This is a genomic window from Microbacterium hydrocarbonoxydans (genome assembly GCF_900105205.1).
GTDB classification, from domain to species: Bacteria; Actinomycetota; Actinomycetes; order Actinomycetales; family Microbacteriaceae; genus Microbacterium; species Microbacterium hydrocarbonoxydans.
Genome location: NZ_FNSQ01000005.1, coordinates 1,913,384 through 1,935,776, shown reverse-complemented (window position 1 = coordinate 1,935,776; position 22,393 = coordinate 1,913,384). Strand labels below are relative to the sequence as shown.

Sequence of the window (22,393 nt, the reverse complement as noted above, 5' to 3'; positions counted from 1 at the left end):
ACGGCGGCTCCCCGGTAGGGCACTGCCCGCCGGGGGCGCGTGGCGCTACGGCCGGGGCCAGGCCTCGGCGACGGCGTCGCGGACCTCGCCCAGCAGCTGCGGGAGCGCCTTGGTCTTCGCGATGATCGGGAAGAAGTTCGCATCCGACGTCCACCGCGGGACTACATGCTGGTGGAGGTGACCGTCGACGCCGGCGCCCGCCACTGCCCCCTGGTTCATCCCGAGGTTGAAGCCGTCACAGCGCGACACCTCCCGCAGTACCCGCATGGCCGTCTGGGTGAGGGCGCCGATCTCGGCGACCTCCTCGGGCGTTGCCTGGTCGTACGTGCCGATGTGGCGGTACGGGCACACCAGCAGATGACCGGAGTTGTACGGGAAGAGGTTGAGCAGCACGTAGGCCGTCTCCCCCCGTGCGACGATCAGCCGCTCGGCATCCGGGAACTTCGGCGCCTCGCAGAACGGGCACTCCTCGCGAAGCGGCTCGGGGCCGGCCTGGATATACGCCATCCGGTGCGGGGTCCACAGCCGCTGGAACTCGTCGGGGACGCCGGCGAACTCGCCGGCGTCCTCCCACGGCTCCGAAGGCGTCGTCACGCCAGGTCCCCTGCTGTCTGCACGAGGGTGTGCGCGTCGATCGCGGCACGGATGCGCGCCACCGCGTCGGCGATCGGCACGCCGTTCTCCTGCGTGCCGTCGCGGTAGCGGAACGAGACGGTGCCCGCGTCGCGGTCCTTCTCCCCCGCGATCAGCAGCAGCGGCACCTTGCCGGTGGTGTGCGTCCGGATCTTCTTCTGCATCCGGTCGTCGGAGGTGTCGAGCTCGGCACGGACTCCGTGGCTGCGCAGGGCGTCGACGACCTCGCCGAGGTAGTCGGCGAACTCGTCGGCGACGGGGATGCCGACGACCTGGACGGGCGAGAGCCAGACCGGGAAGTCACCCGCGTAGTGCTCGAGGAGGATGGCGAAGAACCGCTCGATCGACCCGAACAGAGCGCGATGGATCATGATCGGCCGCTTCTTCTGCCCGTCCTTGTCCATGTACTCGAGCTCGAAGCGCTCGGGCAGGTTCGGGTCGACCTGCACGGTCGACAGCTGCCAGGTGCGGCCGATCGCGTCGCGCGTCTTCAGGTCGATCTTCGGACCGTAGAACGCGGCCTCTCCCGGCACCTCGGTGAGCTTCAGACCGGATGCCACGGCGACGCGCCGCAGCGCATCCGTCGAGGACTCCCAGAACTCGTCGGAGCCGATCCACTTCGACTTCTCGTCGTCCTTCATCGACAGCTCGAGCTCGAAGTCGGTGAGGCCGAAGTCGCGGAGCATCGAGAGGATGAACTCCAGGACCTTCGCGACCTCGCCCTCGAGCTGGTCGGGGGTGACGAAGAGGTGCGAGTCGTCCTGGGTGAAGCCGCGCACGCGGGTGAGGCCGTGCAGCGCACCCGACAGCTCGTTGCGGTATACCGTGCCGTTCTCCGCGAACCGCAGGGGCAGATCGCGGTAGCTGCGCGCGCGCTCCTTGTAGATCAGGATGTGCATCGGGCAGTTCATCGGCTTCAGGTAGTAGTCCTGGCCCTGCTTGGTGATGTTGCCCTCGTCGTCGCGTTCTTCGTCCATGACGATCGGCGGGTACATGCCCTCCTTGTAGGTGACGAGGTGGTTCGAGGTGAGGAAGAGGTCTTCCTTCGAGATGTGCGGGGTGTACACGTAGGTGTAGCCGCCGGCGATGTGGCGCTTGCGGGCGTGCTGCTCCATCTCGCCGCGCACGATACCGCCGCGCGGGTGCCAGACCGAGAGACCGGAGCCGATCTCCTCGGGGAAGGAGAACAGGTCGAGCTCCTTGCCGAGGCGGCGGTGGTCGCGCTTGGCGGCCTCCTCGAGGCGGTGCTGGTACTCGCGCAGCTCGTCCTTCGACGGCCATGCCGTGCCGTAGATGCGCTGCAGCTGCGGGTTCTTCTCACTGCCGCGCCAGTAGGCGGCGGCGATGCGGGTGAGGTCCCAGCCGTTGCCGATCATGCGGGTGTTGGGCAGGTGCGGCCCGCGGCAGAGGTCCTTCCAGACGACCTCGCCGTCGCGGGTCGTGTTGTCGTAGATCGTCAGCTCGCCCTCGCCGACCTCGACCGATGCGCCCTCAGCGGCTTCCTTGCCGCCCTTGAGTCCGATGAGCTCGAGCTTGAACGGCTCGTCGGCGAGCTCGGCCCGTGCCTCGTCGTCGGTGACGACGCGGCGCACGAAGCGCTGCCCCTCGCGGATGATGCGCTGCATCTCCTTCGTGATGGCCTTGATGTCCTCGGGCGTGAACGGGGTGTCGACGCCGAAGTCGTAGTAGAACCCGTCGGTGATGGGCGGGCCGATGCCGAGGTTCGCCTGTGGGTTGATGCGCTGCACCGCCTGCGCGAGCACGTGCGCGGCCGAGTGGCGGAGGATGTTCAGCCCGTCGGGGCTGTCGATGGTGACGGGCTCGACGTCGTCGGCATCGGTCACTGTCGCGGCGAGGTCCTTGAGGACGCCGCCGACGCGCATCGCGACGACGGAACGGTCAGAGAACAGGGCGAAGCCGTCTTTCGGCTGAGCATTTTCAGGCACTGCACACTCCATCTGGGTCTGGATCTAGGCTACTCGCATGCCCGGGGGCCGCTGACCGCTACAGCGCGGTCTCCGCCGTGGCGTCCGTCGACGTCGGAGCCAGGATGATGATGGCCGCGCCGACCAGCGCGATCGCGGAGCCGACCCAGTCCCAGATCGTGGGCTTGAAGCCGTCGACGATGATCCCCCATGCGAGGGACCCGGCGATGAACACGCCGCCGTAGGAGGCGAGCACACGACCGAAGTTGGCGTCCGGCTGCAGGGCCGCGAGGAAGCCGTAGGCCCCGAGCGCCATGACGCCGAGCACTGCGAACACCCAGCCCCTGTTCTCCTTGACGGCCTGCCAGATCAACCAGGCGCCCCCGATCTCGGCGACGGCGGCGAGCACGAAGAGGATGCTGATGCGCAGGACGGTCATGCACCCAGTGTGGCAAAGCGTCGGGTGTCGGGGCGATCACGGTAGCGTGAGCGGATGGTCAGAGCAGCCGCCCGTTGGATACTCGCCCTCGCGCTGGGCGCCATCGGCGTCGTCCACTTCGTGAGCACGCGAGGGTTCAGGGTCGTCGTTCCCGACTGGGCGACCAGAATCACTCGACTGGACAAGGACGCGATCGTGATCGCATCCGGGGCCGCAGAGGTCGCTCTGGCTGCGGGGCTGCTGGCGCTGCCGCGAGAGCGCCGACGGATCGGCATCGCCACCGCCGCGTTCTTCGTCGCGGTCCTCCCCGGGAACGTCCACCAGTGGCGGACGCACCGGTCGACGCCGGGCCTCGACACGGAGGCTCGGCGGTTCGGACGCCTCTTCCTGCAGCCGGTCCTCGTGCTCTGGGCGCTGTGGTGCACTGCCGAGCCGGCACACCGCGGTCCTCTGCGCCGTCGCTTGCGACGCCGCTCGCGCTGAGCGCTCGCTGCGACCGTTCCCATCGGCCGCCGGGCGCGTCCCGAGCCGCACGTCGTACCGGGCACGAGAATGGAGGCATGGCCTCCCCCTCACTCGTCTGGCTCCGCGACGATCTCAGACTCGCCGACAACCCCGCGCTGAGGGCTGCCATGGATCGCGGTGAGCCGGTCGCGCTCCTCTATGTCCTCGACGAGGAGTCCCCCGGCATCCGACCGCACGGCGGAGCGGCACGCTGGTGGCTGCACCACTCGCTGGCATCACTGCGCGAGCGGGTGAAGGAGCTCGGCGGATCCCTCACCCTGCGCCGCGGCCCCGCCGAGCGCGTCGTCAGTCAGACGGTCGCCGACATCGGTGCGGGAGCCGTGTACTGGAACCGACGGTACGGAGGCGCGGAGCGAGACATCGATGCTGGCCTGAAATCCTCGCTCCGCGAGGAGGGCGTCGAGGTCGCCTCCTTCCAGGCCTCGCTGCTGCACGAGCCGTGGACCGTCACGACCGGGAGCGGCACGCACTTCTCGGTGTTCACGCCGTTCTGGCGGGCGTGCCTGGCTCTGCCGACCCCGCGCGCGCCGCTCCCTGCTCCGCGAGCACTCGACGGCCTGACCCCGCCTCCGTCCTCCGACGAGCTGGACGACTGGGGTCTGCTGCCCACCCGCCCCGACTGGACCGGCGGTCTGCGCGAGACCTGGGAACCGGGGGAACCTGCCGCACGCGCGCGGCTGCGCACCTTCCTGCAGGACGACGTCCCGGCCTACGACCGCGCACGCGACGAACCCTCGGCCGGCGCGACCTCGCTCCTCTCCCCACGCCTGCGCTGGGGCGAGCTGAGCCCGTTCACCGTGTGGCACGAGGCCGTGGAAGCGCACGGCACCGCGGGGTTCCTTTCGGAGCTCGGCTGGCGCGAGTTCGCCTGGCACACCACCTTCCACGCGCCTGACATCGCCACGAAGAACCTCCGTCGGCAGTACGACGCCTTCCCGTGGCCGCGGCTGAGTCCCTCTCATCTCGAGGCGTGGCAGCGGGGATCGACGGGCATCCCGCTCGTCGATGCCGGCATGCGCGAACTGTGGCACACCGGCTTCATGCACAACCGGGTGCGCATGGTGACGGCATCCTTCCTCGTCAAGAACCTGCTGATCGACTGGCGGCGCGGCGAGGAGTGGTTCTGGGACACGCTCGTCGACGCGGACGGCGCGAGCAATCCGTTCAACTGGCAGTGGGTGGCGGGGTCGGGCGCGGATGCCGCACCGTACTTCCGGGTGTTCAACCCCGAGCTGCAGGCGAAGAAGTTCGACCCACAGAGCCTCTACATCTCCCAGTGGGCCGCCGATGCGCCGACCGAGCCCATCGTGGATCTGGCGGCGACCCGCAAGGCGGCGCTCGCCGCCTACGAGGTCGTCAAGCGGACAGCCACGCAGTCCTGACCGCGCGCCCGAAGGGCCGACCGACAGGAGTCAGGAGGCGTAGCGCTCGACGCGCAGCACGCAGTCCAGCGCCTCGTCCTGGACGTCGACCGACGTCTTCCAGTCGGCGCTCTCCCCGGCGTCGATCGGGTCGACGTCGACCTGAGTCAACGACCGCGTGTCCCCGCCCTCGGTGAGCAGCGAGACGTAGATGCGGTACGACGCCGCAGCCTCGCTCGAGTTGGTCACGGTGCCCTCGACCTCCCAGTGGTCGCCGGCGAGCTCGCAGGTCTTGACCTCGGCATCCGCCAAGGCGCCCTCGAGGCCCTCTCCCGAGCCGGGGGTGTCCTGGATGTCGGTGATCCCGGCCTCGGCCTGCTCCGTGGCGGTCGGTGTGGGCTTCGGTTCCGGTGCCGAGTCGGTGCATCCGGCGAGCACGAGACCGAGCGTCACGGCGATCCCGGCCACGATCGCTCCTCTGGCCGTCGTGCGGCCGGAGGAGGTGGGGAGGGAGGAACGGAGGTTCAGCATCGTGTCGCCTTTCAGTGCAGATCGCTAGGAGAAGAGGTTCGAGGTGCGCTCCGCACGGCGGCGGCGTGCGAGGAGCATCAGCACGAGACCGGCGAGGAGCAGCGCGGCGGATCCGGCCACCAGGGGCAGCGGATCGCCACCGCCCGTGAACGGCAGGATGCCGGTCGGTTCAGGAGCGGGGAGATCGACGGCGTCCGAGGCCACATCGAGCACCTGCACGCCCGACTCCGCCTCGACACTGGTCACCACGGCACGCGACGTTATCACGGTGCCCTCCATGGCCGCGGTGATCACGACGCTCGCGACCGCCGTCACGCTCTGACCGGGGAGCAGCACTCCCGGCTCGCCGGGCCAGGTGTAGGTGAGTGCGGAGAGGCCGGGGTACGGGTCGACGATCCGGACGCCCGTGAGCGACGATGTCCCGGTGTTCGTGGCGGTGTATCGGAAGATCAGAGTGTCGCCGGCATAGCCCTGCTGGCCGTCCTTCACCGTGATGTTCATGCTGAGGTGGATGCTCGGCTCGTTCGGCACGTCCACGCGGACGGAATCGGATGCCTCGACGGTCGCACCTCCCGGCGCGGTCCCGGTCACGGATGCGGTGTTGTCGACGCGCTCGCGCACGACGTCGGCCGACGTGATGACGTAGTCGGCGCGCACGGTGACGCTCTCGCCTGCTGCGAGGACGCCTGGCGTACCGGGCCATGCCGTGCTCGGCGAGCCGAGACCGGCGAGCTCGTCGGTCACAGCGACATCCGTGAGCGTGACGTTGCCGGTGTTCGTCGCGGTGACGAGGTAGCGGATGCCGCCGCCCTGCTGTGCGGCACCGGTGAGCTCGGCGGTCTTCTCCAGGGTCAGAGCAGGAGCCGCGGCGATCAGCGTCTCTGCGGCGTCCTCGTCACGGACGACCGTGCCGTCCGCAATGCCCGTCGTCGTCGCGAGGGACTGGAGCCGGCCCGCATCGACATCCGCCCGGGTCAGCGTGTACCGCGCGATCGCCGACGCGGTCTGCCCGGGGGCGAGCACGCCGACCTCTCCGGGCCACGTGATCTCGAGGCCGGTGAGACCGGTCTGCGCGTCGGCGAGCGAGACGCCGCGCAGCGTGACGTTGCCGGAGTTGGTCACCGTGAACGCGTACTCGACCTCGTCGCCGGGGCGTCCGGTGGCACCATCCGCGAGCACCTGCTGCTTCTCGACATCGATCGCGGGTGCGGCCCCGATCGTCGTCACGACGGATTCCGGCGACTCGACGGCGATCCCGTCGCCGCCGGGCGTGCGGGCGCTGGCAGCCGCGATGTTGCGGACGGCGCCCTCGTCGATGTCGGACTGCTGAAGCGTGTAAGTCGCCGACGCGGTGACGGACTGCCCCGGTGCGAGCGTGCCCTCCGCGGTCGGCCAGTCGCCGTACGAGATCTCCGAGAGCCCCTCGAGGGCGTCCGTCAGTGCGACCGACGACAGGGTGAGAGTGCCGGTGTTGCGCACCACGAAGTCGTATCGGATCTCTGTGCCGACGCTGCCGTCACCGAGGCGCGTGCCCGACTTCGACACCTCGAGCGACCCGGTCCCGCCCGCGAGCGGGACGATGGTCATGGGCGTCGAATGCGTCACCGCGGCACCTGTCGGCGGCGTGCCGCTGCCGGTCGCGACGTTGCGCACGGTCCCCGCGTCGACCTCCGCCTGCGTGACGGGATGCGAAGCCGTGATCGTCACGGTCTGCCCCGGCAGCAGTCGCCCGGGGTTCGCGGCATCCGGCCAGGTGTAGACGAATCCACCGAGACCCGTGAGCGTGTTGCTCAGCGTCACGCCGGTCAACGTCCTGTTGCCGGTGTTCTCGATCGTGAAGGTGTAGTCGATCGCGTCGCCGAGGACTCCGATGTCACCCGGGGCGAGCTCCGCGGTCTGGGTGGTGCGGATCGCCTGCTCCGGATTCGTGGGACTGTCGGTGGCGATCGTGAACGGCGCCGAACTGTCCGAGACGACGACGCCGCGCGGCGAGGTCCCGAACGAGGTGGCCACGTTCGTGATCGATCCGGCATCCACGTCGGCCTGCGTCACCGTATAGCGCGCGACGCCGGTCGCTGTGCCGCCAGGCGGCAGGATGCCGGTCACCGACGGGAAGTCCAGCTGCGGGATGCCGAGCCCTTCGAGGTCGTCCTGCAGTCGGATCAGGCGCAGCGTGACGTTGCCCGTGTTGGTGATGTCGAAGGTGTACTCGATGATGCTGCCCACACCGCCCGTGCCACTGACGTAGCTGCCGCCCTTGACCGTCTGGATCGACGGCGCGTGGTCTGCTGTGCTGAGCGGCTCGATCGTCGAGCGGCTCGTCAGCAGGCTGCCGGCGGGGGTCATCGCCCGCACGGATGCCGTGTTCTGCACCGAGCCGCGATCGACATCCTCCTGGCTGATGTCGTACGCCGCGGTTCCGCGAGCGATCTGCCCCGGCGCCAGCGTGCCGACCGCTCCCGGCCAGTCGATCGTGAGCGGTCCGATGCCGGCGAGGTCATCGGTGACGGCGACGCCCGACAGCGTCACCGTGCCGGTGTTCTCGATACGGAAGCCGAAGGTGACTCCGTCGCCCGCGGCGTTCGCTCCCGGAGTGTCGAGGGCTGCGGTCTTCGTGAAGACGAGGCCGGGCGCGGGCGCCAGCGAGACCGTCGCCGGGGCGACGGCGGTCGCCGGTGCGCCGGTGGGTGGTGTGCCGGTACCGGTGACCACACTGGTCACCCCACCCGCATCCACATCCGCCTGCGTCAGCACATACGACGCCGTCGCCGTGACCGACTGCCCAGGCACCAACACACCCGCCGCACCCTCCCACACATACGACGGCGCAGACACCCCACCCAACGCATCCGCCAACACCACACCCGACAACGACACATTGCCCTCGTTGGTCAACACATACGTGAACGTCACCACATCACCCGCACGACCCGCAGCACCCGGAGCCAACACCCCCGAATTCACCACCGACACCACCGGCGCCGCCGCGTCCGTCACCACCACACTCTCCGCCGACACCGCAGACACCGGCCCACCCCGCACCGCCACACCAGACGCCGACGCCGTGTTCACCACCCGACCCGCATCCACATCCGCCTGCGACAACACATACTCACCCGACGCCGTCGCCGTCTCCCCCGGAGCGATCACACCCGGCGCACCCGCATCCGGCCACACCACACCCGACAACACCACACCCGGCAACGCATCAGAGAGCACCACATCGCCCACCGTCACATTGCCCGTATTCGTCACCCCGAACTCATACGACACCACATCACCGACACCACCACCACCGACCAACACACCCGACTTCGACACCGCCAACCCCGCAGCCGGCAACACCGTATTCACCCGCACCGTATTCGTATCCGCAGACACCCGCACCCCACCAGGCGCCGACGCCGCCACCGACGCCGTGTTCTCCACGAACCCACGATCCACATCCGCCTGAGTCAGGTCATACTTCCCCCGACCCACCGCCTGCTCCCCCACACCCACACGACCAGGAACACCCGCATCCGGCCACACGATCGACACGTCATACAGACCCACCATCGGATCCACCAACACCCCACCAGTGACCGTCACATTCCCCGTGTTCGTCACCACCACCACATACTCCACCGTGTCACCCACCACACCCACACCACCCGCAGCCAACACCCCCGACTTCACCGCAGACAACGCGGGAGTCCTCGGGATCTCGACGGTCGATGCATCGGATGCGTCCACTGGGGCGCCGGACGGAGTGGCGGCGTCGACCTCGACGGCGTTCGCGACCGCGCCCGCGTCGATGTCAGCCTGGGTGAGCGTATACGTGGCAGTGCCGCGAGCCTGAGAGCCGACCGGCAGCACCCCGACGGACGCGGGATCGTCGCTCGGCCACACCACGTCGATGTCGCTGAGCCCTACGAGCCGGTCGGTGAGCGTCACGTCGGTGAGCGTCTGGTTGCCCGTGTTCGAGATCGTGAAGGCGAACCGCACGAGGTCGCCGACCTGGCCCGTCGAGCCCGGCGCGAGCGCACCGGTCTTGTCGATCGCGACGGCGGCGGCAGCGGCGATGGTCGGAGTACGCGCCGGATCGCTCGCGTCTTCCACCGCGGTACCGGCAGGGGTCGTGCCCGCTGCCGTCGCGACGTTCACGACCTCGCCCGCGTCGACGTCCGCCTGGACGATGGCGTAGCTGGCCGTCGCGGTCGCGATCTGGCCCGGGGCGAGAATGCCCGGCTCACCCGGCCACCGCACGTCCGGCACCGAGAGCCCTGGCAGCGGATCCGCGAGACCGATCGCCGTCACGGTCACATTGCCGGTGTTCTCGATCGTGAACGCGTAGTCGATGATGTCGCCGACTGCGCCGTCACCGCGAGCGACGCCCGTCTTCTCTGTGCGCAGCTCGGGCGCTGCGGCGGCGACCGTCGTGTTCGTCGGGGGCGTGCTGGCCGTGATGGTGTCGCCGACCGGCGGTTTGCCGCTCGCGGTGGCGATGTTCGTCACCGTGCCGCGGTCGACGTCCGCCTGCGTGATCGTGTACTCGGCTGCCGCCTCGACGGTCTCACCGGGAAGCAGGATGCCCGGCTCGCCCGGCCAGTCGAACGTCGGTGCGCTGACGCCGACCAGAGCATCGATGAGATCGACGAGGGTCAGGGTCACGTTGCCCGTATTGGTGATGCCGAACGTGTAGTCGATGCGGTCGCCGACATCGCCTGCGCCGTCGACGACTCCGGACTTCGATGCCGAGATGCCCGGTCGTGCCGCGATCTCGACGGATGCCGTCGCCGATCCGGTGACATCGGCTCCGCGGGGCGGCATGCCCACGCCATCGACCGCGCTCGATATCGTGCCCCGATCGACGTCGGCCTGCGTGAGCACGTAGGCGGAGACGGCGGTCACCGTCTGTCCGGGAAGAAGGACGCCGGGACGGGCCGGGTCCGGCCAGACGTAGGTCGGCGCAGACGAGTCGGTCAGGCGATCGGCGAGCGAGACCCCGGTCAGAGTCACATTGCTCGTGTTCTGCAGCGAGTAGGCCCAGTTCACGACGTCTCCAGCGACACCGGTCGCCCCCGGCTCGAACTCGGCGGTCTTGCGCACATCGATGGAAGCCTGGATGCCCTGGGTCTCGACCGTCTCGATGCCCGCCGGACTCGTGACGGGGCCGCCGCGCGAGGATCCGCTCGCGGTCGCGGCATTGGCGATCGATCCCGCATCCACGTCGTCCTGCGTGATGACGTATCCGGCGGTGGCGGTCGCCGACTGTCCCGGCGCGAGGACGCCGGCGATGCCGGGCCAGGTGATCTGCGGAACGCTCAGCCCGGGCATCGGGTCGGCGAGAGTGATGGCACTGACCGTCACGTTGCCGGTGTTGGTGATGCGGAATGTGTAGTCGACTGCACTGCCCGCGCCTCCGTCGCCGTCGATGACCCCGTCCTTGACGACGGTCAGGGCGGCGGCGGGCTGCACCGTGTTGATGACGACCGGGTTCGAGTCGGCCACGACATCCGTCCCCTGCTCGGTGACGGCCTCGACCCCGGCGATGTTGCGGACGAAGCCGCGATCGATGTCGGCCTGCGTGAGCGTGTACCGTGCGACGCCGACGACGGTGTCACCGACCAGCAGCTCCCCCTCGGGGCCCGGCCATGCGATCTCGGGCAGCGAGAGTCCGGCCAGACGGTCGATCAGTCGCCCCTCCTGCACCGTCACGTTTCCGGTGTTCGTGACGACGAGCCGGTACTCGATCACATCTCCCACCGCGCCGATGCCCGGTTCGAGCAGCTCACCGCTCTTCACGGTCGTCAGCTCCGCCGCCTCGGTGATCGGCACGACGGCGTCGGCCGTGCGCTCGATGACCGCGCCGTCCGGAGCCGTCGCCGACAGCGTCACGGTGTTGTCGAGCTGTCCTCGGTCGACATCCGCCTGCGTGAGGGCGTACTCGGCGGTCGCCTCCGCGGCAGCGCCGGGGGCCAGCACACCGTCGGCCGCCGGCCAGGCGACCTCGATCTCGGAGAGCCCCTCGAGCGGGTCGACGAGCGTGACGTTGGAGAGCGTGACATTGCCCGTGTTGACCACCCGGAAGGTGAAGCGCACGAGATCTCCCGCGCGCCCGGTCGCGCCGGGCTCGAGCGCACCGGCCTTGCTCACGGTCGCTGCGGGTGCCGCGCCGGCGGTGTCGACGACGACCTGTGCGGACGGATCGTCGACGTCCGTCCCCGACGGGTCGGTACCGGAGCCGACGGCCACGTTCGAGACGGCGCCTCGGTCGACGTCCTCCTGCGTGATGACGTACCGCGCCGTGCCGACGAGGGTCTGCGTGGGTGCGAGCACACCTGCCGCTCCCGGCCACACGACCGCGATGTCCGAGAGGTTCTCGAGGTCGTCGACGATACCCACGTCCGACAGGGTGACGTTGCCGGAGTTGCGCACCGTGACCGTGTACTCGATCGCGTCGCCGACCGCTCCGCTCGCGCCGTCTGCGAGGCGCGCGGACTTCGTGGTGACGACGGCGGGTGCCGCCTCGTCGAGCTCGGTGACGACGGTGTCGGAAGAGGCCTGGATGCCGGTGCCGCCCGGGATCGTCGCCCTCGCGGTCGCCGTGTTCTCGATGCGACCCTCATCGACGTCCGCCTGCGTGATGGTGTAGGTCGCGGTCGCCGTGGCGATCTGTCCGGGCGTGAGGACACCGGTCGTTCCCGGCCAGGAGACCGACGGGGTACTCAGGCCCGCGAGGGTGTCGCTCAGCACCACGCCGGACAGACTCACGTTCCCGCGGTTCTCGATCGTGAAGGAGTACTCGACGCTGTCGCCCACGGCACCGCCGGTGGCCGCGTCGTCCTTCGTCACGATGAGCTCTGGCGCGGCGGTGATCGCCACGGTCGCTGGGGCCGCCGCCGACACCGGTGCGCCGGTGGGTGGTGTGCCGGTACCGGTGACCACACTGGTCACCCCACCCGCATCCACATCCGCCTGCGTCAGCACATACGACGCCGTCGCCGTGACCGACTGCCCAGGCACCAACACACCCGCCGCACCCTCCCACACATACGACGGCGCAGACACCCCACCCAACGCATCCGCCAACACCACACCCGACAACGACACATTGCCCTCGTTGGTCAACACATACGTGAACGTCACCACATCACCCGCACGACCCGCAGCACCCGGAGCCAACACCCCCGAATTCACCACCGACACCACCGGCGCCGCCGCGTCCGTCACCACCACACTCTCCGCCGACACCGCAGACACCGGCCCACCCCGCACCGCCACACCAGACGCCGACGCCGAGTTCACCACCCGACCCGCATCCACATCCGCCTGCGACAACACATACTCACCCGACGCCGTCGCCGTCTCCCCCGGAGCGATCACACCCGGCGCACCCGCATCCGGCCACACCACACCCGACAACACCACACCCGGCAACGCATCAGAGAGCACCACATCGCCCACCGTCACATTGCCCGTATTCGTCACCCCGAACTCATACGACACCACATCACCGACACCACCACCACCGACCAACACACCCGACTTCGACACCGCCAACCCCGCAGCCGGCAACACCGTATTCACCCGCACCGTATTCGTATCCGCAGACACCCGCACCCCACCAGGCGCCGACGCCGCCACCGACGCCGTGTTCTCCACGAACCCACGATCCACATCCGCCTGAGTCAGGTCATACTTCCCCCGACCCACCGCCTGCTCCCCCACACCCACACGACCAGGAACACCCGCATCCGGCCACACGATCGACACGTCATACAGACCCACCATCGGATCCACCAACACCCCACCAGTGACCGTCACATTCCCCGTGTTCGTCACCACCACCACATACTCCACCGTGTCACCCACCACACCCACACCACCCGCAGCCAACACCCCCGACTTCACCGCAGACAACGCGGCTCCCGGGGTGATGCCGATGGTGGCGACCGCGGTCGCGGGGTCGAGGGCGCCGCGGACCGGCGTGCCGGTGACGGTGACGGCGTTCGCGACGGATCCGGCGTCGACATCCGCCTGCGTCAGGGTATAGCTGGCCGTCGCCGTCGCTTCGGCCCCGGGGGCGAGGATGCCGGGTGCCGCCGCATCCGGCCAGGTGATCGCCAGGGGGCTCAGGCCGGCGAGAGCGTCGTCGAACGTCACTTCGCTGATGGTCACGTCGCCGGTGTTGACGACCGAGAAGCGGAACTCGGCGATGTCCCCGGCGCGGCCGGTCGCACCGGCGGCCAGTGCACCTCGCTTCGTCGCGGTGAGATCTGGAGTCGCCGGCGCGAGCTCCGTCGTCACCTCGGCGTCGCTCGACGCGACATCGACGTCGGCCGGAGCTGTGCCCGTCGCGACGGCAGTGTTCACGACCTCGCCGGCGTCGACGTCGCGCTGCACGACCGTGTAGCGCGCGGTCGCCGTGGCGACGTCACCGGGAGCGAGGACGCCGGTCTGACCGCGCGGCCACGCTCCGAAGGCGAGACCCGAGATGCCCTCCAGCTCGTCATCCACGGCGACGTCCGTGATCGTGGTGTTGCCGGCGTTGCGCACCGTGAAGGTGTACTCGATCGAGTCGCCGAGCGTACCGTCGCCGGTCAGCGCGTCGTCCTTCACCAGCTCCAGGGCCGGTGCGCGCGTCTGAGTGGTCAGCTCGACGGCGTCGGAGTCGGACACGGCGGCATCGGCCGGGGTGAGTCCCGTCGCCGTCGCCGTGTTGCTCACACCACCGCGGTCGACGTCGGCCTGGGTGATCGTGTACGAAGCCGTCGCGGTGACTGTGCCGCCGGGAGCCAGCACGCCCGGCGAACCCGGCCATGCACCGAACGAGATCGCCGAGAGCCCAGGGAGCGGGTCACTCAGCGCGATCGCGTCGATCGTGGCCGTACCGGAGTTCGTGACGGCGAAGGTGAACGTGACGACGTCGCCGACCGCGAGATCGTCCTCTCGCGAGGCGGTCTTCACCAGCGTCAAGCCCGCGGTCGAGTCGATCGGAACGGTCGCGGGCGCGGCAGCCGACACGACCGCGCCCGACGGCGCCGTGCCGCGTCCGGTCACGACGCTGACGATCGACCCTGCGTCGACGTCGGCCTGGGTGAGCACGGTCGTCGCGGTCGCTGTGACAGTCGCGCCCGGTGCCAGCACACCTGCCGTCCCGTTCCACTGGTACACCGGTGCGGTGGTCCCCGGGAGCGCGTCCGACAGCGCGGCGCCGGTGAGCGTCACGTTGCCCGTGTTCTGCAGCGAGTACGTCCACGTCACGGTCGAACCGGCGACAGACCCCGGAGGAAGGGTGCCCTGGTTCGTCACGGCGATCGACGGCGCGGCGGCCTCGACCCGCACGGTGCTCTCGGGCGAGGACGCGGTGACGTCCCCATCGGGCGCCGATCCGGACGCCGTCGCCGTGTTGAGCACGCGGCCTGCATCGACGTGCGCCTGGGTGATCTGCAGGGTCGCAGTCGCAGTGACGCGCTCGCCGGGATCGAGCACGCCGGTGGCTCCTGGCCAGTCGGCGACGATCGCGGACAGCCCTGCGAGCGGGTCGGTGATGACGATGTCGTCGACCGTCACGTTCCCGGTGTTGCTGAGCACGAAGGAGTAGGTGATGACGTCGCCCACGCCAGCCTCTCCCGCGACGGTCGTGCCCGACTTCGCGAGCCGCAGCTCGGAGCGCTGGGCACCGGTGGCGACCTCGACGTCGTCCGAGGCCTGCACATCTGCGCCCGACGGCGGGGTCCCGGTCACGGTCACGGCGTTCGTCACCGACCCGGCGTTCACATCGGCTTGAGTGATGTCATACAGCGCGACCGCCGTCGCGGTGGCACCGGGGGCGAGAACGCCGGGCGCCGCGGGGTCTGGCCAGGTGACGGTCGGGACGAGGCCGGGGATGCTGTCGGCGAGTTCGACATCGGTCAGCGTGACGTTCCCGGTGTTCGCGATCACGAACTCGAAGCGGATGTCGTCGCCGACCTCGCCGTCGTCCACACCGTCGCCGACCACGGTTCCCGTCTTCGAGACCGTCACGGACGCTGCAGGGTCGATCGGCACGGAGACTGCGGCGGCTTCGCTGATCGTGGTGCCGCCCGGCGCCGTCGCGGAGCCGTTCACCGTGTTGTCGACGCCGCCGGCGTCGATGTCGGCCTGCGTCAGGATGTACGTCGCCGTCGCGGTCACGACCTGGTTGGGAGCGAGAGTGCCGGCGGAGCCCGGCCACGAGTACGCGAGCGGCGACACGGCCGGCTCGAGATCGGTCAGAGCGACACCCGTGAGGGTCACGTTGCCGGTGTTGCGCAGCGTGAACGAGTAGGCGACCGTGTCACCGGCGCGAGAGGTGGCGCCGCCGCGGAGGGTGCCGGACTTGGTCACCTCGAGGTCGGGGGCCCTCGTCGCCGTCGGGGTGACGACGGTGTCCGACGGGTCGCTGACCGCAGGACCTGTCGGCGGTGTGCCGGTCGAGGTCGCGATGTTCGTGACCGACCCGGTGTCGAGGTCGGCCTGCGTGATGCGGTGCGTCGCCGTGGCGGTCACGGACTCCCCCGGCTGCAGTGTGCCGCTGGCACCCGGCCATGGCCCGTAGGCGAGCGGGCTCAATCCGGGGGCCGGGTCGGACAGTGCGACGCCGGTGAGCGTGACGTTTCCGGTGTTCGTCGCACGGAAGGTGTAGGTGATGAGATCGCCGAGCTGCCCCGCGCCGCCGACGGAGGCCGATTTCGTCGTGAGGATGCCGGGGGCGGCCGCCGCCGTGCCGAGCACGACCGTCTGAGACGTCGCCGACACCGCCGCACCCGTGGGAGGACGTCCGGATGCCGTCGCCACATCGGTGATCGAGCCGCTGTTCACGTCGTTCTGGCGCACCTGATAGGTCGCGGTCGCGACCACGGTCTGGTTCGGGCCGAGCGTCCCCGCCGTCCCCGATGGCCAGGTGCCGTAGTTGATCGCAGAGAGCCCGCTGTGCGGGTCGGTGACGGCGACGCCGGACAGTGTCACGTTGCCCGCGTTGCGCAGCGTGTAGGTGTACGTGATGGTGTCGCCGACCGCCCCGGAGCCGGTCGTGTACGCCCCGGACTTCTGGAGGGCGAGCGCGGGCGCAGAGGTCAGCGGCACCGTGCCGGCACCGATCGCCGACGTCGACTGGCCGCGCGCCGGCGTTCCTGTCGCGGTGGCCGCATTCGAGATCGCCCCGGCATCCACGTCGCTCTGTCGTACGGTCGACGTCGCCGTGGCCGTCACCGCGTCGCCCGGTGCGAGGCGCCCTGCGGTGCCGGAGGGCCACGCGCCGTAGGCCAGGTCCGAGATGCCCGGAAGGGAATCGGTCGCGCTGACGCCCGAGAGCGTCACGTTGCCGGTGTTGCGGATCGTGACCGTCCAGGTGATCGTCTCACCGGCGACTCCGGTGGCACCCGCCGGAAGCGCACCGGCCTTCGTCACCTGGAGACGCGGGTCCCCCACGGCCGTCGGAGTGGTGACGGTGCCGGATGCCGCAGTGACCGGGGTGCCGTTCGGTGCGACACCCCTACCTGTGGCGACGTTCACGAGCGAGCCGGCATCCACGTCTGCCTGGGTGATCGTGCGGCTGGCCCGCGCGACGACCTGCGCACCCGGTGCCAGCACCCCGGAGTCGCCCGGCCAGGTGTAGGCGAACGCGCTGAGACCGGGCAGCGGGTCGATCACCGTCACATCGCGGAGCGTCACGTTTCCGGTGTTGGTCACCCGGACCGTGTAGTCGACGACGTCGCCCACGGCGCCCGTCCCGCCCACTGTCGCGGACTTCGCGGTCGTGAGCGCGGGGCCGGCGGCCACTGTCGCGAGCGTCACGGTCGGGGAATCCGCGCCGATGGCGGGACCCGAGGGCGGCGTGCCCGATACACGGGCGCTGTTGCGCACGATTCCGGCATCCACATCCGCCTGGGTGACGGTGTAGGTGGCCGTGCCGACGACCTGCGCGCCCGGCGCGAGAGTGCCGGCGGTACCCGGCCACGCGAGCGAGATGGGGCTGAGCCCGGCGTGCGGGTCGGTGACGGTCACCCCCGTGAGGGTGACGTTTCCCGTGTTGCGCGCGGTGAAGGTGTACGTGATGACGCTGCCGACGGCGCCGGTGCCCGAAGTGTAGGCGGCGCTCTTCCCGAGGGTGAGCAGCGGCCCGGCGGCCAGCGGGAGGGTCGCGGGGGCATCGGCGATCACGGCGTCGCCGGTGGGCGGCGTGGCGGTCGCCCGAGCCGTGTTCGCGACGGACCCGGCATCCACGTCCGACTGCGTCAGAGCGCGTGTCGCACTGGCCGTGACGCTCTGGCCCGGCTGCAGGGTGCCTGTGGCACCCGGCCAGCCCGCATAGGTGATGGCCGACAACCCGGGCAGCGCATCGGTGATGCCCACGCCCGTCAGCGTGACGTTTCCGGCGTTGCGCACCGTGAAGCTGTAGGTGACCAGATCGCCTGCTCGCCCGGTGGCGCCCGGGGCCAGGCTGGCGGTCTTGTCTAGCGTCACGCGCGGCGCGGCGGTGACGGTGGGCGTGACGAGCTCGGCCGACGACGCGGTGACGGGCACCCCTCCGGGCGCTGTCGCTCCGGCCGACGCCGTGTTGCGGATCGAGCCGGTGTTCACATCCGCCTGGGTGATCACATACGTGCCCCTGGCGATCGCGGTCTGGCCTGGAGCCAGCACCCCGGTCGTCGCCGGCCAGGTGATCGCGAGAGCGGAGAGTCCGGCGAGCGGGTCGGTCACGGTGACGCCCGTGAGCGTCTGGTTCCCGCTGTTCGTCGCGCGGATCGTGTACGAGACGACGTCACCGGCCCGCGTGCCCGCCGCGGTGTCCGCGGTCTTGACCACGGTCAGTCCTGGCGCCGCCGCACTCGTGGGAACGACCGCTTCGACCGAGGTGGCGCTCACGACCGCGCCGGTCGGCGGGCGGCCGCTGACCGCGGCGGTGTTGCGCACCGATCCGGCGTCGACGTCGGCCTGACGCACCGTGTAGGTGGCGGTCGCCGTGGCGGTCTGTCCCGGAGCGAGGCTGTTCGGCGACCCCGGCCACGTGATCACGGGGCTGCTGAGACCAGCAAGGGTTCGGTGAGCGCGATCCCGCCGAGCGTGACGTTGCCCGAGTTGCGGATCGTGAAGGCGAAGGTGACGGTGCTGCCGACGTCACCCGATCCACTCGTGATCGAGCCGCTCTTCACGATCGAGATCGAGGGCACGGCGGCGATGCGCACGGTGGAGGGTGCGGTGGCGCTCACGGCAGCTCCGCGAGGCGGCGTACCGGTCGCCGTCGCCGTGTTCGCGACGGCACCGGCGTCCACGTCCGACTGCTTCACGGTGTAGGTCGCGGATCCCGAGACGGTCTGCCCCGGCTGGAGCGTCCCGGCCGCACCCGGCCAGCCGCTCAGCGAGACCGCTGCGGGGCCGATCAGCGGGTCGACGAGCGAGACGCCGGTCAGAGTGACGTTCCCGGAGTTCCGCACGGTGAAGTCGTAGGTGATGGTATCGCCGGCGGCACCCGTGCCCGAGAGCGTCCCGGTCTTCGTCACAGCGAGAGCCGGGGCGATCGCCGCCGTCGGGGTGGAGACGACACCCGAGGATGCGGAGACGGTCGTCCCGCCGCCCGCGCCGCTCGCGGTGGCGGTGTTGGTGATGACACCGGCGTTCACGTCGGCCTGCGTCACCGTGTAGGCGGCGGTCGCGACCACGGCCTGCCCGGGTGCGAGCGTGCCGGTGGCTCCTGGCCACTGGTATTCCAGCGGCGCGAGACCGGCGAGGGGATCAGCGATGCCGACCCCGGTGAGCGTGACGTTGCCGGTGTTGACGGCACGGAAGGTGTACGTCACGACGCTGCCGACTCCGCCGCCGCCGCCGGTCGCGTTCTTCGTGATCGCGATACCGGGTGCGGCCGCGACGGTCGCGACCGTCACCTCGGCAGAGGATGCGGTGATCGCCGCCCCCGTCGGCGGTGTGCCGCTGACGCTCGCCGTGTTCCTTGCGGATCCGGCATCCACGTCCGACTGGCGCACCGTGTACGTCGCAGTCGCGGTCACCGTCTGGTTCGGCTCGAGTGTGCCGGCGGTCCCCGGCCACGAGTACGTCAGCGCCGAGAGTCCGGCATGCGGATCGGCGATCGCGACGCCCGTGAGAGTCACGTTGCCGGTGTTGCGGGCCGAGAACGAATAGGTGATGGTGCTGCCGACGGAGCCGTTCCCGGAGGTGACCGATCCCGTCTTCGTGAGCGTCAGTCCCGGGGCCGAGGCGAGGGACACGGTCGCGGGTGCCGTGCTGGTGACGGCGGCGCCGGTGGGCGGCGTGCCGCTGCCGGTGGCGGTGTTGCTGACTGCGCCCGAGTTCACATCGGTCTGCGAGATCACGGACGTCGCGGTCGCAGTGACGGTCTGCCCCGGTTGCAGCACGCCTGTGGTGCCGCTCGGCCACGTCCCGTAGGCGGGTGCGGAGACGCCGGGCACCGAATCGGTCACCGAGACGCCCGTCAGCGTGACGTTCCCGGCGTTGCGCAGCGTCAGCGACCAGATGATCGTGTCGCCGGCGCGCCCCGAGGATCCGCTCTGCAGCGCACCCGCCTTGGTCGTGACGATGCTCGCCGATGCCGCGACGGTGCTGGTGGTGACGGCACCGGAGGTGCTCGTGACCGGTGTCGTGCCGTATACGGCGGTGGATGAGGCGACGTTGCGCACGGATCCGGCATTCACGTCGGCCTGTTTGATCGTGTACGTCGCGGCCGCGGTGACGGACTGCCCCGGAGCGAGGCGTCCGGCCGTGCCCGGCCAGGTGTAGGTGAACGCGGACAGACCCGGCAGCGTGTCGGCGATCGCGACGTCGGTCAGCGTGACGTTGCCGGTGTTGGTGGTCCGCACCGTGTAGGTGATGACGTCGCCGACTGCGGCGGATCCCGACGCGACGGCCGTCTTGGTGGTGGTGCTGGCGGGCGCTGCAGCAGTGGTGTTCACCCGCGTCGTCGGCGAGGTTCCGGTGACCGAGGCACCACCCGGCGTGCGCGCCGCGGCCGTCGCGGTGTTGGTGACGGCGCCGGCGTCGACGTCAGCCTGACGCACCGTGTAGGTCGCGCGGCCCTGCACGGTCTGGCCAGGTGCCAGCGTGCCCGCGGTGCCTGGCCACGTGTAGGTGATCGCCGAAAGGCCGGCCAGCGGGTCCGCGATCCCGACCTGCGTCAGGGTCACGTTGCCGTTGTTCGTCGCCGAGAACGTGTAGGTGACGGTGCTGCCGACCCCGCCGGTGCCCGCGGTGACGGATCCGGACTTGAGCACGGTGAGCGCCCCCGCCGGAGCGACCGGCAGGGTGGACGAGCGCGTCTGGGTGACGCGCGCGCCGCTGGGCGGCAGGGCGGATGCGGTGGCCGTGTTCGCCACCGCTCCGGCATCCACATCCGACTGCTTCAGCGTGTACGTCGCGGTGGCGGTGACCGCCTGCCCTGGCGCGAGTGTGCCGGCGGTCCCCGGCCACGAGTACGTCAGCGCCGAGAGTCCGGCGAGCGGGTCGGCGATCACGGCGTCCGTGAGGGTGACGTTTCCGGTGTTGGCGAGGCGGAACGAGTAGGTGACGACGTCGCCGGCCCGGCCGGTGCTGCCGGGCGCGAGCGCACCGGTCTTCGTCAGACTCACCGACGGCGCCGAGGTCGCGGTGGCCACGACGGACTGGCTGCTCGGAACGGTCAGGGTCGCGCCTGCGGGGGTGCGGGCGGTGCCGGTGGCGATGTTGCGCACGGACCCGGCGTCGACGTCGGCCTGCGTCACCGTGTACGTGGCGGTGGCCGTCACCGACTGCGACGGGGCGAGGGTGCCTGCGGTTCCGGGCCACGAGTACGTCAGAGCGGAGAGTCCGGCGAGAGGATCGGTGATGGCGACGTTCGTGAGAGTCGTGTTACCCGAGTTCCGCACCGTGAAGCTGTAGGTGATCGTGCTGCCCACGCCGCCCGTGCCCTGGGTGAATGCTCCCGACTTCGTCGTCGTGAGTGCGGGGGCCGAGGCGATGGTGGGGACGGTGACCTGCGAAGAGGTTCCGGAGACGGTTGTCCCGTTGGGGGTTCGAGCGGTGGCGCTGGCGGTGTTGCGGACGCTTCCTGCATCCACATCCGCCTGGGTGATCGTGTAGAAGGCGGTGGCTGTGGCGGTCTGGCCGACCGGGATCACACCGGCCGTGGTCGTGGGCCAGGTGATGACCGGTGGCGAGAGTCCCGGCAGCGGGTCGACGAGCGACGCGTTCTCGAGGGTCACGTTCCCGGTATTGCGCACAGTGAAGGTGTAGTTGATCCGGTCGCCCACCCGGCCCGTCGTCCCACCCGCGAGCGAGCCGGTCTTGCTGACCGTGAGTGCCCCGGCGGAGGCGATGGGGGTGACGCGGTTCGCGGAACCGGACGGGCGGATGCCTCCGTCGTCGTCCCGAGCACTGACCGACGCCGTGTTCGCGACCGACCCTGCATCCACATCGCTCTGCTTGAGCGTGTAGTTCGCCGTCGCGGTGACCGACTGGCCGGGGGTCAGCGTGCCGACGGGGCCGGGCCAGGCGCCGAAGGTGATCGCGGAGAGTCCCGGGAGCGGATCGGTCAGCACGATGTCCGTCAGCGTCGACTGGCCCGTGTTCGTCACGGTGAAGGTGTAGATGACGACGTCGCCGGCGCGGCCGGTTCCACCGGGTGCGAGTGCACTGGTCTTGCTGAGGCTGATCGCGCTGAGCAGCACCGTCGTGCTGTCACTGTCCTGCGCGAGGAAGTCCCCCACCACCGTGCGGCCCGTCGCCTCGGCGGTCGATACGTAGCCCGAGGCGGACGGCGCTGTCGCCGTACAGGTGAAGGTCGTCGTCTGCAGCGGTGCCAGCGTGATGGCGCCGAGGTTGCGCGCGCAATTCGTCTGATCGTCCGTGATGACGATGTTGCGCAGGGTTCCCGCGCCCGTGTTCGTGATGCGGATCGTGAAGGTCGCGAGTTCGCCGGAGGTCCGCGACTGCGTGTCTGCCGTCCCGTCGAAGCTCTTCACGAT

General features: G+C 70.2%; 7 protein-coding genes and 1 pseudogene. 2 read left to right on the top strand and 6 right to left on the bottom strand.

Annotated elements, in window-relative coordinates; genetic code table 11:
• Nucleotides 1–45 precede the first annotated feature (45 nt).
• Genes BLW44_RS09600 through BLW44_RS09590 form a run of 3 tightly spaced genes read right to left on the bottom strand, consistent with a single transcriptional unit; the run spans nt 46 to nt 2,997 of the window.
• Nucleotides 46–594: an HIT family protein gene (locus BLW44_RS09600; RefSeq protein WP_060926795.1), complete on the bottom strand. Its 549-nt coding sequence runs from the start codon at nt 592–594 to the stop codon at nt 46–48.
• Nucleotides 591–2,591, bottom strand: a complete 2,001-nt coding sequence (gene thrS, locus BLW44_RS09595) for a threonine--tRNA ligase (RefSeq protein ID WP_060926794.1) — start codon at nt 2,589–2,591, stop codon at nt 591–593. The genes BLW44_RS09600 and thrS overlap by 4 nt, the downstream gene beginning before the upstream one ends.
• A 46-nt stretch (nt 2,592–2,637) precedes the next feature.
• Complete coding sequence (locus BLW44_RS09590; RefSeq protein ID WP_060926793.1) at nt 2,638–2,997, bottom strand: YnfA family protein; 360 nt, start codon at nt 2,995–2,997, stop codon at nt 2,638–2,640.
• Between the two features lie 54 nt (nt 2,998–3,051).
• On the opposite strand from BLW44_RS09590, the gene BLW44_RS09585 reads away from it, so the two are divergent.
• Entirely contained in the window at nt 3,052–3,480 is a 429-nt protein-coding gene (locus tag BLW44_RS09585) for a DoxX family protein (RefSeq protein WP_060926792.1), read from the top strand.
• Between the two features lie 77 nt (nt 3,481–3,557).
• Complete coding sequence (locus BLW44_RS09580; protein WP_060926791.1) at nt 3,558–4,904, top strand: cryptochrome/photolyase family protein; 1,347 nt, start codon at nt 3,558–3,560, stop codon at nt 4,902–4,904.
• A 30-nt stretch (nt 4,905–4,934) separates the two neighbouring features.
• Here BLW44_RS09580 and BLW44_RS09575 read toward each other — a convergent pair whose 3' ends face one another.
• The 3 genes and pseudogenes from BLW44_RS09575 to BLW44_RS09570 all read right to left on the bottom strand — a co-directional run.
• The gene (locus tag BLW44_RS09575) at nt 4,935–5,414 is read right to left on the bottom strand and encodes a hypothetical protein (RefSeq protein ID WP_245647394.1); all 480 of its coding nucleotides are present in this window, start codon (nt 5,412–5,414) and stop codon (nt 4,935–4,937) included.
• A 24-nt stretch (nt 5,415–5,438) separates the two neighbouring features.
• On the bottom strand, nt 5,439–5,915 hold the full coding sequence (locus BLW44_RS18725; RefSeq protein ID WP_476703355.1) for a DUF7507 domain-containing protein: 477 nt from the start codon (nt 5,913–5,915) through the stop codon (nt 5,439–5,441).
• A 63-nt stretch (nt 5,916–5,978) separates the two neighbouring features.
• Nucleotides 5,979–22,390, bottom strand: a pseudogene (locus BLW44_RS09570) (beta strand repeat-containing protein); the annotation flags it as partial.
• Nucleotides 22,391–22,393: the final 3 nt, after the last annotated feature.

Bases quoted from the DNA above. Each gene is read 5' to 3' on its own strand.
- BLW44_RS18725 (WP_476703355.1), bottom strand. From the start codon at position 5,915: ATGAACATCACGGTGAAGGACGGCCAGCAGGGCTATGCCGGCGACACT.
- BLW44_RS09585 (WP_060926792.1), top strand. From the start codon at position 3,052: ATGGTCAGAGCAGCCGCCCGTTGGATACTCGCCCTCGCGCTGGGCGCC.
- BLW44_RS09575 (WP_245647394.1), bottom strand. From the start codon at position 5,414: ATGCTGAACCTCCGTTCCTCCCTCCCCACCTCCTCCGGCCGCACGACG.
- thrS (WP_060926794.1), bottom strand. From the start codon at position 2,591: ATGGAGTGTGCAGTGCCTGAAAATGCTCAGCCGAAAGACGGCTTCGCC.
- BLW44_RS09590 (WP_060926793.1), bottom strand. From the start codon at position 2,997: ATGACCGTCCTGCGCATCAGCATCCTCTTCGTGCTCGCCGCCGTCGCC.
- BLW44_RS09580 (WP_060926791.1), top strand. From the start codon at position 3,558: ATGGCCTCCCCCTCACTCGTCTGGCTCCGCGACGATCTCAGACTCGCC.